Raw genomic sequence first — 13,149 nt, 5'->3', positions numbered from 1 at the left:
CGCCGCCGCGTCCGCCGTTTGTCCGTATGTTCGCGCCGTTCGATGAAACGCTCGCCGCTCGGTATTGCCGTTCGCTTATGCGTAAGCTGGACGGAGAGCGGTGCCTTGATTTTGAAGATGCCGCAGGAAATCCGATTCCGGCAGGGGAGCGAAGCGGGCGGTTTTCGACGTCGTACGTGTTTAGCGGCGCGCGCGGGCAGATGTTCGGCGTACTCGTGTGCCGTACGGCGGCCGGCGGAACCGTCGTGCTTAAAGCGTTTTCGGGACAATACAACGGCTGCTGGAACGTTCCCGGTTGGGTGCCGCCGCTTTTGGACACGGCGGCGTACGATGCGATTACGGCGCGCGACGATGCGGAAATCAAATCGCTTTCACTCCGGATAGCCTCGGCTCAAACCGGCGGTTCCGACGCCGTTTCTATGGCCGAATTGAAGCGTCTGCGCAAAGAACTTTCCCGCCGATCTCTTGTCTCCGTTTACCGACTGTACCGTTTTCCGTGCGCGGACGGAACGATCCGTACGTTCGACGATTTTTACGGAGGTTTTCGGAACGGAACGGCTTTTCCGCCGACCGGGACGGGAGACTGCTGCGCGCCCAAGTTGCTCGGGTACGCGTTTGCTCACCGATTACAGCCGCTCAGTCTTGCCGAATTCTTTTACGGCGCACCGAACCGTTCCGGCACCCGCGTTCCCGGCTGCTTTTATCCTCCGTGCGATGAAAAATGCGGGATAGTGCTGCCGGTTATGCTCGGAATTGAAATCGTGTACCGCGACGAGCACTGTATCGTACTGAACAAGCCTGCGGGCCTGCTTTCCGTACCCGGCCGGGGTGAAGATAAGCAGGATTGCGCGGTGCACCGGCTGCGGCGGCTGTATCCTGACTGCATAGCGCAGCCTTCGGTTCATCGGCTCGATATGGATACGTCCGGATTGCTCGTATTGGCTTTGACGGCGGACGCGCACCGATGTCTTTCCCGCCAATTTATGGAAGGAACCGTCCATAAGGAATACGAAGCGCTGCTGCGCGGAAAACCGCGCGGTGCGGCGGCACAGTCCGTTTGCGCTGATCGGGACGGGCTTTGCGGCTTTCGTGCGGCGGAAAGCGGCCGGATCGAATTGCCGTTCCGGTTGGACGTTGAAAACCGTCCGCGGCAAGTGTTCGATCCCGTATACGGAAAAACGGGCGTGACGGAATGGCGCCTCATCGGTTTTGAACGGTGCGGTAAGGAGACGTCTTCCGACGGTGTGCTGACTCGCGTCCGTTTTACGCCGTTGACCGGCCGTACTCATCAGCTGCGTCTGCATTCGATGCACCCGAACGGGTTGGGCGCGCCTATCAGGGGCGACCGGTTGTACGGGACCCGGCTCGAAGGCGAGCGGCTGGCGCTGCACGCCGCGCTGCTGTCTTTTACGCATCCGGTTTCGGGCGAACGGATGACGTTCACCTCCGCCGTACCGTTTTAATGGCGGGATTGCCGGCGGCGCACTTTGCGGTTGCCGGCGGCAGCGCTTTGCGGCGGCCGGCCGGCTATAAAAAAAACGCCGCGCAAGGCGGCGTTTCACAGTTTATTCCGCCCGTATGGACGTGTTTCGCACGACGACGTCGTGAGACGAGCCTTCGGCGATGGACGCTTGTGAAACGAGCGTGATTTTCGCGTTTTTCTGAAGTTCGGCAATGGACAGTACGCCGCAGTTGCACATCGTGTGCCGTATTTTGCTGAGCGTCATGCCCACGTTGTCGTGCAGGCTGCCCGCGTACGGCACGTACGAGTCGACGCCTTCTTCAAACGCCATCTTTTTTGCGCCGCCCAAGTCGTAGCGCTGCCAGTTGCGGGCGCGGTTTGAACCTTCGCCCCAATATTCTTTTACGTAGCTGCCGTTTACGATGAGTTTGTTGGTAGGACTTTCGTCGAATCGGGCGAAATAGCGGCCGAGCATAACGAAATCCGCTCCCATTGCGAGCGCGAGCGTTACGTGATAATCGTGCACGATGCCGCCGTCGGAACATACCGGAATATAGACACCCGTTTTTTCATAGTATTCGTCGCGCGCTTTTGCCACTTCGATAGTTGCGGTTGCCTGACCGCGCCCGATTCCTTTCTGTTCGCGCGTAATGCAGATCGAACCGCCGCCGATACCGACTTTTACGAAGTCCGCCCCGTTTTCAGCCAGAAACAGAAAACCCTCTTTGTCCACGACGTTTCCCGCGCCGACTTTGACTTTGTCGCCGAAGTTTTTATGAATGTCGTGCAGCGCGCGTTTCTGCCATTCGGAAAATCCTTCTGAAGAATCCAAGCAGAATACGTCCGCGCCCGCTTCGATCAGCGCCGGAACGCGCTCCATATAATCGCGGGTGTTGATTCCCGCGCCGACGACGTAGCGCTGTCTGCTGTCGAGCAGTTCAAGCGGATGTTCTTCATGCGAGGCGTAGTCTTTTCTGAACACCATGGAAACGAGGTTTCCTGATTTGCCGATGATCGGCAGTGAATTCAATTTATGTGCCCAAATCAGTTCGTTCGCTTCACTGAGCGTGATCCCGTCCTGACCGACGATCAAGTCGTCGAATCGCGTCATGTAGTCGCGGACTTTTGCCGCCGGGTCCACTTTATTGATACGGAAATCGCGGCTGGTGATGATACCGAGCAGTTTTCCGTTGGGACTGCCGTCCGCAGTAACGGCGACGGTCGAATGACCGGTACGGGCTTTCAGATCGACGACGTCCTGCAAACTCTGATCGGGTTTGATGTTTGAATCGGAGGTAACGAATCCGGCTTTATAGCTTTTTACGCGGCGGATCATGTCGGCCTGCCGTTCGATCGTTTGGGAACCGTAAATAAAGGAAATTCCGCCTTCTTTTGCGAGTGCGATCGCCATCGTGTCGTTGGAAACCGACTGCATGACTGCCGAAACCATCGGAATGTTCATAGAAAGCGGGCTTTCTTCGCCCCGGCGGAATTTGACGACGGGGGTTTTCAGATTGACATTCGCCGGTATACAATCTGCGGATGAATAGCCGGGAACGAGCAGATATTCACCGAACGTGTGCGACGGTTCTTCAAAGTAATACGCCATGATGTCTCCTTTTTCGGTATCCCATAACTGGGTATGAAAATGTCCGATTTAATAGATGAGTATACCGAAAAGCACGGTTTGAAGTCAATACGTGCGTTGCGTACGCGGCGAGGTACGGCGGAGTACAGCAAGATACGGCGGAGTGCGTTTCTCGGTAAAAAAAGGGGCGGTTCGTTTTTTTACTGTTTTTGTCCGTTTTCTTTTCCTAAAATGATAGTATACTGATACGGTATGTATGAAGAAGAAGCGGCGATAGCCGCACGTGAAACAGTTGAAAAAGCGGGACCCGCGGTACGGGTTTCCGACGTTTCGGGCGTCAAATTGTATCTGGTCGGCGATTCCACGGTGAGTCCTTTTAACGATCCGTATTATTGTCCCCGGTACGGATACGGAACGAAAATCGCCGATTACGTTGAAAATATCGGCGTCGTTAATCTCGCGCTTTCCGGCCGCAGCTCAAAGAGTTTCACCACTGAAGCGAATTATCGGGTGCTGCTCGATTTGCTTAAAAAAGACGATTTTCTGATGATCGGCTTTGCTCACAACGATGAAAAAGCGGAAGCTGCTCGGTACACCGATCCGAACGGCGATAAAAACGCGGTCGGTTCGTTCAAAAACTCACTGTATGAAAATTATTTGAAGATTGCGTTTGAACGCGGCGCCGTTCCGATTCTGTGCACGCCGATCGTGCGCCGCAATGCGGCCGGAATCTACGACGGTACGTTTATTCACCGAACGGCCGGCGTTCCGGGATTTCCCGGCGGCGATTATGCCGAATGTATCCGCCGTTTGGGCGCCGAAACGGGGACGACCGTCGTCGATTTGACTCTATTGACAAAATCGCTGTACGAACGGCTCGGCCCGGCCGGTACGCTGGAACTGCACGCGCGCCCCGGTCCCGAAATCGCCGGCGTAGACAACACGCATTTGAACGCGTACGGCGCGTCGTACGTTGCGTATCTGGCAGTCCGCGCCGTCGGCGAATCGGATAACGCGCTGAAAAAATATGTCCGTACGGATAGAGCCGCGCCGGCCGAACCGAGCTGAAAAGCGGCGGATTCGTTCCGGTTTTCAGAACGCGCGCGCTTCGTTCATTCGTCGGCTTGCGTAAAGACAGTCCGTATTTCCGAACCTACCGCCGTTTTGATGACTTCGAGCCGGGTCGGAATGCGTGATCTCATGCCGGGAACGTGAGAGATCAGCCCGACGCAGCGCGTTCCCCGAATTTCGTCGAGAATGGCAAGCGCTTTTTCAAGCGACGCTTCGTCGAGCGAACCGAATCCTTCGTCTATGAACAGCGCGTCGAGCGTGATGCCGCCGGCGCGGTTCCGAACGACGTCGGTCAGCGCGAGCGCCAAACTGATGGACGCCATGAACGTTTCCCCGCCGGAGAGCGTGCCGCACGGTCTTTTTTTGCCGGTATACGCGTCGAGAATTTCAAGATCGAGCCCTTTTGCGCCCGACCCGCCGGTATCCTGATTGAGCAGGAGCGTGTACCGCCCGTCCGAAATCCGATGCAGACGGCTGCTGGCGTACGCGGTGATTTCTTCAAGATAAATGCCCAGCACCCAGGAGTCGAGCGCAATCTTACGCGGATTTTTTCCCGAAATATCGTTGAACAGCTGCCGGTACAGACCGGCGGTGCGCGCCGTTTCAAGCCGCCGCGCTTCAAGCGCGTTCCAGCCGCCGATCCGGGCTTTAACCTGTTCGAGCGCGATAAGGGTATCCTGATACGTTTTTTCTGCCGCTGCGAGCGTTTCGCGTGCTGAAGCCAGCGCGTCTTCCAACTGCGCAAGCTCCCGTTCCGGCTGCCGGGTTACGCCGACGGCCGCGGCTTCCGTTTCACGCAGAAGCGCGGCCGTTTCCGCGTATTCCGTTTTCCAGCGTTCGACGCGCGCTGCCCGTTCCGCTTTTTCCGCGGCAGGAAGGATCGCTGCGCGTACTGCGTCCGCTCCGGGGAAGTCGGTGCGGGCGAGCAGGTCGCCGAATCGTTCGGCGGCTTGGCGTGCTTCGGTTTCACGGATTTTCGTCTGAGCGGTCAGTTGTTCGATACTTCCGGCCGCTTGGGCCAGCTGTTTTTCCGCTTCACGTTTGGCTTCGGTAAACGTATCGAGGTACGTTTGCAATCGGTCGAGCGCCGCCCGTACGGACTCCGCCGTTTTTGCCGCCGTGTCGGCCGTGTAACCGGCTTTCTGCGCCTGCTGCATGACGGCGGCGGCGAGCGTGCGCAGCGCGTCGCTTTCGGTGCGCGTTTGGGCGAGCGCTACGGATTGCCGCGTAAATTCCGTTCTGAGCGGCTCCAGTTCGTCCTGCACGCGCCGGAGCGCTCCTTGCAGTTCACGTTTTCGCCGGAACGCGTCGAGCGCGCCGGCGTATTCCGATTCGATTTGCCGGACTGCGGCTGCGGCGCTTTCGAGCCGTTCCGCTGCCGCTGCCGGATCGGGAACGTTTTCCATAGCGTCGAGCGTCGTCTGCAGCTGTGCGAGCGTTCCTTCAAGACGCGCCGCGTGTGCCGTTTCTTCCGCGCTCGCTTTTTCCGCTTCGGCGGCTTCCGCTTTGAGCCGGTCAAGCTCCGCGGTATCCGGCGCGTCGTCCGCTTCCGTTCCGGTTCGTGCGGTACCGGCGATCGCCGGATGTTCGCGCGCGCCGCAAACGGGACACGGGCAGCCGTCTGCAAGCGCGCCGGCGAGTATTCGCGCGTACTGTGCGTGCTCAGCGTGCGTCTGCCGCTCGAGATACGCTTCCACGCCGCGTTTTGCTTCGGCGCTGCGTTCGGCGGCGGCGCGGGCTTTCTGCTGCCGGAACGCGTAGTCCGTGTGAATCCGCCCGATCGTATCTTCCGTTTCCCGTTTTTGCGCCGCCCGTTTTGCGGTTTCTTCCGCGTTGCGATACGTCTCTTTCAGCTGCTGCCGTTTTTCGGCAAGCTGCTGCGAGCGATCTTCATCCGTACCGGCAAAATCGGGCGATTCAAGCTGTTCTTCTATTTCGGTGCGGCGGGTTTCAAGAGATCGTATCCGTTCCGCAAAGTCGTCTGCCGATTTTTGGGCTGCCAGTTGTTTCCGTACGGCGTCCGTCAATTCCCGCTCGGCCCGAACCGCTTCTTCAAGCCGGAGCCGCAGAAATTCCGCCTGAGAATATTTTTCCCGTGCACACTCGACGTCGTTTTCCTGATCCGTAAGCTGGCGCAGCGCGTCTTCCGCCGCGTTCTGTTGGAGCCGGGTCTGTGCAAGCTGCGTTCGGACGGTTTCCGCCGCGCGTTCCGCCCTGTCCGCCTCGTCCGCAGCCGCGGCGATCGGTTCCGCTTCTGCCGCGAGTTCCAGCGTTTCCCGTTCCTGCTCGATTGCGGGCCGTTCTGTTTCAAGCAACGCGAGCTTTTGCCGGAGTCTCTCGGCTTCGGCAAAAACGCGCAGCTGCTCTTCCGCCCGGATCCGATCGTTTTCAAGCGCGATTATGCGCTGCTGCGTTTCGCTCCGTTCGCACTGGCACCGTTCGAGCGCTCCGTTCAGCTGTTCGAGCAGCGTTTTATCCGCGGACGGCTCGTAATCGGCTCCGAATTGCTGCTGCTGTTTGACGATGGAGTCCAGTTCGGCCCCGAGTGCGTTTGATTTTTCTTTTGCCCGCTCGATGCAGTCGGCGTATATCTGCGTCGGAAACAGTTTGGCAAGCGTGTCGCGCCGCTCCGCCGAACTTTGCCGCAAAAAATCCGCGAATTCGCCTTGCGGCAGCAGTACGATGCGCGCGAATTCGTCGTGCGAGAGTCCGATACTGCCGGTGATAGCGGCGTTGAGTTCGCTGATCGTTCCCGAAACGGGTTCTTCAAGCCCGTCCCGCATTCGGCACAGCATCACTTCTTCCGGTTTTTCGGAAATTTTGCCGTTGCGGTTCACGTAGGGGCACGGCAGAATGCGGGTAACGGAAAAGCGCTCGCCGTTCAGGACGTATTCGAGCGTAACGAAAGCTTCTTCGTCGGGGGCTGCAAAATCGGAGCGCAGCCGTCTGACGTTTACGGTCGAGCGCGCGCCGGGCAGTTTTCCGTACAGCGCGTACGTGATCGCGTCGAATATCGTCGTTTTTCCGGCGCCCGTTTTGCCGCAGATGAGAAACATGTCTCCCAGCGCGGTGAAGTCTATCGTCTGATCCCTGAACGGGCCGATGTTTTTTACGGTCAGTTTGAGCGGTTTCATTCATTGCCTCCGGCAAGTTCCCGCGCCGTTTCACGGAACGCCTTTTTTTCTTCGTCAAAGTTTTCGGGCAGTTCCGCGCAGATATCGTTCATGAACGCAGTGAAAATTTCTTCGGACAGCGCGTCGTGCGGTGCGTTCGATTCAAGCAGCGCTTTACGCTGTGCGATGGCGGAGGTTCCCGCGTCCAGAACGGCCGTTTCCTGTAATACGGAAAGCAGATACGGATATTTCGGTTTGAGCTGCGCCATCGGATTTTCAACGAGCGCCCGGTCGGTACAGCTGATCTCAAGATAGGCGTCCGTGTAGCCGGCGAACCGGCGTTCGTCGTCGCGGTAGAACTGTTCAAACGGGCCCGAAAGTTTTACGACGGGGCGGGGCGGTGTGATCGGGATTTTTTCTACCGTAACGGCCGGCCGTGCGCTGCCGGCGGGGGCTTCCGGCCGCATCGGGGCATTTTGCTGTTTATCCGTTTCTTTTACCGTCTGCGTGCCGAAATCGAGCGTAACGCGGAGCAGGTATTTTTGCGCACCCGCTTCGCCGAACGAATACGCGAGCGGCGACCCGGCGTACCACACCGTTTCGCTCATCTGCTGGCACGAATGCAAGTGTCCGAGCGCCGTATAGGCGAACGGTTTGAATATATCCGCGGCGACTTGCTCCGCCGTTCCGACGAAGAGCCGCTCCGAGTCGCTCGTTACGCCGTTACGGGCGAACAAATGCGCGCATAAAACGGCCGGAATTCCGGCGTACGCCGCTTCGTGAGCGGCGGCGATGCGTGATACCGCTTCCTGCGCCATATCCTGCTGCCGATGCGCTTCCGTTCCGGTAAAGCCCGGCGTCAGAAACGGCAGACCGTATATCGCCGCGCACTCCGTTTCGCCGTGCGTTTTTTTTTCAAGCACAACCGGAACCGTTATCCGCTGCGGCGTGGTGATCAGGTGAATATTCTGGGCGTCGAGCAGGCCTGCCGCGAACGAAAGCCTTCGGGCGGAGTCGTGATTTCCGGGGATAATGACGACGTGCAGTTCGGGGCAGTTTGCGCGTATTTCCGTCAGAAACGCGTCGAACAGTGCGACCGCTTCGGGCGGAGGAACCGCGCGGTCGTATACGTCGCCGGCGACGAGCAGCGCGTCGTACGGTTCGTCCGTGTCATGTGCCGCGGTGAGTTCCGCGCTTATCGTGTCGAGCACGGCGGTTTGGTCTTCTAGCAATGATCGTTCGTAAAATATTTTTCCCAAATGTAAATCGCCCGTTTGCAGGAATTTCATGGTGTTACTATATAATAGAAAGAAGAAACCGGCAAGATACGGGATATTGCGGAAACCGGCGGCAGCCGCCGCTAACAAAATTCGAGCGGTTGTTTCTCTGCACGCGTTCGGTTATACTTCCGGTGTGCCTCTCGTATCGGCAGTTTTGAAGGAGGACTCTTTGCTGAATTATATCAATCTTTCCGGAATCGCGGTAATGGTCTGCATGATGATTCCGAATATCGTCTATTCGATAAAAAACGGAAATGCGTTCGTTAATGTGTATTCGAATAAGATCGTACTTTTGCTTGAACAGATCGGCAGATACGGCTGTTTCGTTTTTATGATAGTACGATTGCCGAATCTGCAAAAAACGGTGCCGTTCGGGCACGGTGAAACGGCATATCTGGCGGTAAACGGCGCGCTGGTTCTGCTGTATTGTTTTTTCTGGATAGTGCTGCGGCATAAAACGGGCGTACCGCGCGCCGTCGTGCTGTCCGTACTGCCGTCGTGCGTTTTCATTTTCAGCGGTATCATTGAATGCTCGCCGCCGCTGATCTTTTTTTCCGTGCTTTTTGCGTTCTGCCATATACGCGTCAGTTATAAAAACGCCGTATCGTGAATAACAGTGCACGGTTGCCGTGCGCCGCGCGTTCGGCTATACTGATCGCATGAGTTTTTTACCGGACGATTTCGATTCCTTCCTTGCCGCCGACTGCGACCGCGAACGATTCATTACAAACCGACTCGCGGCGGCGGGCGTTACGTGCGCGGTGGTGCCGATCGACGGTTCCCGCCATCTGTTCGTGCAGTTTCCGCAGAGTGCGTACAATCCGCTTTTCAGGATAAAAACGGTGCTCGTGCATTACGATCGCGCGCAAAACAGCCCCGGAGCCAACGATAACAGCGCCGCCGTGTTCCAAATAGCCGATTGGGCGGTGCGCCTTACGAAGCGGAACGGAATCCACAACGTGCGCATCTTTTTTACCGACGGAGAAGAATTGGGAAGCGGCGACGGCGTCGCTTCCCAAGGCTCGTTCGGCATTGCGGCAAAGTTCCGCAGCCTCGGCATAGTAAACGACGACGTGTACGTGTTCGACTGCTGCGGCCGCGGCGGCGTACCCGTGCTGTCAAAAGCCGGAACTGCAAGTGGCGGCGGCTCATTCCGCTCCCGATTCGCTTCCTTAACACAGCGGACGGAAAAACTGCTGCGGACGGTCTCCGCCCGCAATTGGGTGTCGCTCCCGGTTCCGTACAGTGACAACGCGGGCTTTCTTGCATGCGGAATTCCGGCCGTCGCGCTCACCGTGCTTCCGGCGGAAGAAGCGACGCGGTATATGCGGGAACTGCAGCGCGACAAAACCCTTGAGTCGGCCGTCATGCGGCATACCGCCGCCGCTGAAAAGCTTCCGCCGACGTGGCGCTTGCTCCATACCGAATACGACAATCGGCTGAGCCTCACCGAGGATGCGTTCGTCCTCATGCGCGCCCTGCTGGACGAACTTGCGTCCGTGCTCGTTCCGGTGTAACCGCCCGGGCCGTGCGCTTAGCCTTTTATGCGCGCTTTTGCCTTATGTTCGGCCGGTTCCGGTAGCCGGGCCGCGCGCGTTTTCGTCCCCTGTGCGCGTTTTGGTTTCTCGCGCGCTTAGCCTTTTATGCGCGCTTTTGCGTCCCATGCGCGCTTAACGCGTTCGCTCACGCCGCTATTTTTCGCGCGAAGCGAAAAACGACACGCAAAAACCCGCCGCCGCACACACGAGCGAAACGGCGAACACGACGGGCGTTCCGCATCCGGGAAATATGACGAAAACCGACCCCAAAATAAGCCCGAAAATGGCGCCGTACGTTTGCGCGGGCACTTTGGCAAGCAGAAACCGTACCAATCCCGCGCCGCCGAGCAGTCCTGCAATCGCCCCCAAAGCGGCGGGAATCAGCAGCGGAATGTTCATGTCGGCAACAGCCGCGATGATAGTTCCGTACACGCCCAGCACCAGCATCAAAAACGAACCCGAAATACCGGGAATGATCATTGCTACCGCGGCGAGTGCAAGCGCAAAAAAGAGCCGCAGCGCGAGTGTGAATGAAAAATCGGTCCGGATAACGCCGCCCGCTTCCGCCGCGTCCGTACACGTGAGCACGATCATGAGCGCGAGCGCCGCCGCACAGCAGACGATCGCGGAAACGGCCGGAAGCCGCACACCGTTTTTTTCCGGAGATCGCCGCGTCGCGCGCAGCCGGTCAGCGTCCGCCGCCGGCCGTACGGCACCCGGTTCACTCGTTTTTGCCGCCCCGAGCAGCCGCTTGTATATCATCGGAATGCTTCCTGCGATGATACCGATGAAAAACCAATTCGTCTGCACCGGATAACGTGCGAACAGAAACGCAATCAGCTTGCTGAAAAGAATGATCCCTGCCGCCATGCCGCCCCCGAGCGGCAGAACGAACTTCCATTCCGACAGGATCTTTTTAACGTTCAGCGTAATCACGCCGAGCAGCCTGTCGTACACGTTGAACACAACGGCAAGCGTCCCGCCGGACACACCGGGAATGACGTTCGCAACACCGAGAATGATACCTATACCGATAAGTTTGATTATTTCCATGCCGAAACTATATCGTATCGGCACTGCGAGTGCAAGATGGAGCGGACTGAACGCGCAAACCGGCTTGCTCCGGGGTTCGGCGTCCGTGCGCCTCCGGGGTAAAAAGCCGGTTTTTGCCGGAGCGGCATTCGTTCCGAACCGGCTTTTTACCTCCGGCCGCCTCCGGCGGCCGCCCTCCGCATCCGGGCTGGGCGGTATCCGGACAGCGTAACGGAACCGTTAAATTCCGAAAATGTTCGCGAACGCTTTGAGCGCGCCGTCCGTACCGCCTGAAAGCACCTGTTTGGTCAGTTTTTTGCCGAGCTGGACGCCCTCCTGATCAAAACTGTTCAGGTTCCACAGAAAACCCTGGAACATGATTTTATTTTCATAGTGTGCAAGGAGCGCACCAAGCGATTCGGGCGTCAGCGTTTTGCCGTAGATCAGGCTCGACGGACGGCCTCCGGGAAAATTCTTGTTGGGATCCGTATCCTGCTTTCCGCACGCAAACGCAACGATTTGCGCGGCAAGATTCGCACACAGTTTTTTCTGACTGGTCGAACCGTCCACGGTGACGTCTTTGCCGCTCTGGTTGTCAAGAAATCCGACGAACTGCAGCGGTACGATGTCTGTTCCCTGATGCAGCAGTTGATAGAACGAATGCTGTCCGTTCGTGCCCGGTTCTCCGAAGATGACCGGACCCGTCGCGTACGCAACCGGTTCGCCCCGGCGGTTGACTTGTTTGCCGTTCGATTCCATATCCGCCTGCTGCAGGTGTGCCGGAAAACGGCTGAGCGCCTGACTGTACGGCAGAATCGCCGTCGCCGGATATCCTTGCACGTTGCGCTCGTACAAACCGATCAGCGCGTCGAGCAGCGCGGCGTTTTTCGTGATATCGGCATTTTTCGCGCTGACGTCGGCTTCGTGCGCGCCCGTGAGAAAATCAGCGAACGCCGCGGATCCGAACGCCAAAGAAAGCACGGCGCCGCCTACTGCCGACGTGGAAGAAAAACGTCCGCCGATAAAGTCGTCTATATAGAAGGAAGCCAAATACGCCGGATTATTCGCAAGCGGACTCGTTTCGGACGTTACGGCGATCATGTGCTTCGCCGGATCGAGTCCCGCTTTTGAAAGGAAATCCTTTACGAACAGTTCGTTTGCAAGCGTTTCCTGCGTAGTGCCGCTTTTTGAAACCAGAATGAACAGCGAATGCGCAAGATCCGCCGACGCGATAACACCCGCACCGTCGTCGGGATCTACGTTCGAGATGAATTTCGCGTTCATTTTAAGCGTACCGTGCGCGCGCGCCCACTGTTCCAGGGCAAGATACATCGCCCGCGGTCCTAAATCCGAACCGCCGATGCCGATTTGAATTACGGTAGTGAATTTTTCGCCTTTCGCGTTGGTAATTTTTCCGTCGTGCACGTTGCCGGCAAAGGCGGCTATGGCGTCCTGCTGCGCTTTGTAGAACGCGCGCGCGTTCTTGCCGTCGTATTCGACGTCTTTGCCGAGTTGGCCGCGCACCAGATGGTGCAGCACTTTGCGTTTTTCTCCGGTGTTGATAACGTCGCCGTTGTACAGGGCTTCAAATTTCTGCACAAGCTGGGCTTCGTCCGAAAGTGCCTGTAAAACCGTCAGCAGCTGCGTGTTTATCTGTTTCGCCGCATAATTGTACGTCAGACCCGCGGACATCGGAACGGCGTATTTTGCGACGCGCTCGGCGCCGCCTGTTCCCGCAAGTTCCTGCTGCACTGATACCAGATTCCGTAAAGACTGGAGTTTTTTGAAAGATTCCAGTTTGTCAAGATTTTCCCAATTGATCATACTCGTGCCTCGATACGTATATAAAAAGTGGATTGCGGCGGTTCCGTCCACGCCGGATGCGTTCGGGAATCGCGCCGGTAAACGGCTACAGTATATCATAAATCGGTTCATTTAGGATAGCCGGCGCGCGGCGCACCCGTACGATTTGCCGGTGCCTTGACTTTTCGGTACGATCCGGTTATCATATACCGTATGACTATTATAGCTTTTATAGTCATACGGTATATGATAAAAACGCTTC

General features: G+C 57.5%; 9 protein-coding genes. 4 read left to right on the top strand and 5 right to left on the bottom strand.

Features of this window, described 5'->3' with window-relative positions; all coding sequences use genetic code 11:
• The first annotated feature begins 26 nt into the window (after nucleotides 1-26).
• On the top strand, nucleotides 27-1,463 hold the full coding sequence (locus TREBR_RS09450) for an RluA family pseudouridine synthase (RefSeq protein ID WP_013758951.1): 1,437 nt from the start codon (nucleotides 27-29) through the stop codon (nucleotides 1,461-1,463).
• Nucleotides 1,464-1,565: 102 nt separating this feature from the next.
• Here the strand turns inward: TREBR_RS09450 and TREBR_RS09445 are convergent, their stop codons facing one another.
• Nucleotides 1,566-3,071, bottom strand: a complete 1,506-nt coding sequence (locus TREBR_RS09445; protein ID WP_013758950.1) for an IMP dehydrogenase — start codon at nucleotides 3,069-3,071, stop codon at nucleotides 1,566-1,568.
• Between the two features lie 231 nt (nucleotides 3,072-3,302).
• On the opposite strand from TREBR_RS09445, the gene TREBR_RS09435 reads away from it, so the two are divergent.
• Nucleotides 3,303-4,118: an SGNH/GDSL hydrolase family protein gene (locus TREBR_RS09435; protein WP_013758949.1), complete on the top strand. Its 816-nt coding sequence runs from the start codon at nucleotides 3,303-3,305 to the stop codon at nucleotides 4,116-4,118.
• 44 nt (nucleotides 4,119-4,162) lie between these two features.
• On the opposite strand, the gene TREBR_RS09430 is transcribed toward TREBR_RS09435, so the two are convergent.
• Nucleotides 4,163-7,255 (bottom strand): AAA family ATPase, encoded by a 3,093-nt coding sequence (locus TREBR_RS09430; RefSeq protein ID WP_013758948.1) that lies wholly within the window; start codon nucleotides 7,253-7,255, stop codon nucleotides 4,163-4,165.
• Nucleotides 7,252-8,523 carry a metallophosphoesterase family protein gene (locus tag TREBR_RS09425; RefSeq protein ID WP_013758947.1) on the bottom strand — a complete coding sequence of 424 codons (1,272 nt, stop codon included), beginning with the start codon at nucleotides 8,521-8,523 and terminating at the stop codon, nucleotides 7,252-7,254. Before TREBR_RS09425 ends, TREBR_RS09430 begins: the two co-directional genes overlap by 4 nt.
• A 160-nt stretch (nucleotides 8,524-8,683) precedes the next feature.
• On the opposite strand from TREBR_RS09425, the gene TREBR_RS09420 reads away from it, so the two are divergent.
• Nucleotides 8,684-9,124, top strand: coding sequence for a hypothetical protein (locus TREBR_RS09420; RefSeq protein ID WP_013758946.1), 441 nt, complete (start codon nucleotides 8,684-8,686; stop codon nucleotides 9,122-9,124).
• A 49-nt stretch (nucleotides 9,125-9,173) separates the two neighbouring features.
• A complete protein-coding gene (locus TREBR_RS09415; protein ID WP_013758945.1) occupies nucleotides 9,174-10,031 on the top strand; it encodes a M28 family peptidase in 858 nt (285 codons plus the stop codon).
• A gap of 174 nt (nucleotides 10,032-10,205) precedes the next feature.
• Here TREBR_RS09415 and TREBR_RS09410 read toward each other — a convergent pair whose 3' ends face one another.
• Both TREBR_RS09410 and TREBR_RS09400 read right to left on the bottom strand, forming a co-directional pair.
• Entirely contained in the window at nucleotides 10,206-11,105 is a 900-nt protein-coding gene (locus TREBR_RS09410; protein WP_013758944.1) for a DUF368 domain-containing protein, read from the bottom strand.
• Between the two features lie 219 nt (nucleotides 11,106-11,324).
• Nucleotides 11,325-12,908: a glucose-6-phosphate isomerase gene (locus TREBR_RS09400; RefSeq protein ID WP_013758943.1), complete on the bottom strand. Its 1,584-nt coding sequence runs from the start codon at nucleotides 12,906-12,908 to the stop codon at nucleotides 11,325-11,327.
• Nucleotides 12,909-13,149 lie beyond the last annotated feature (241 nt).

Source organism: Treponema brennaborense DSM 12168, from assembly GCF_000212415.1.
Taxonomy (GTDB): Bacteria; Spirochaetota; Spirochaetia; order Treponematales; family Treponemataceae; genus Treponema_F; species Treponema_F brennaborense.
This window is presented reverse-complemented; position numbering and strand designations above follow the sequence as displayed.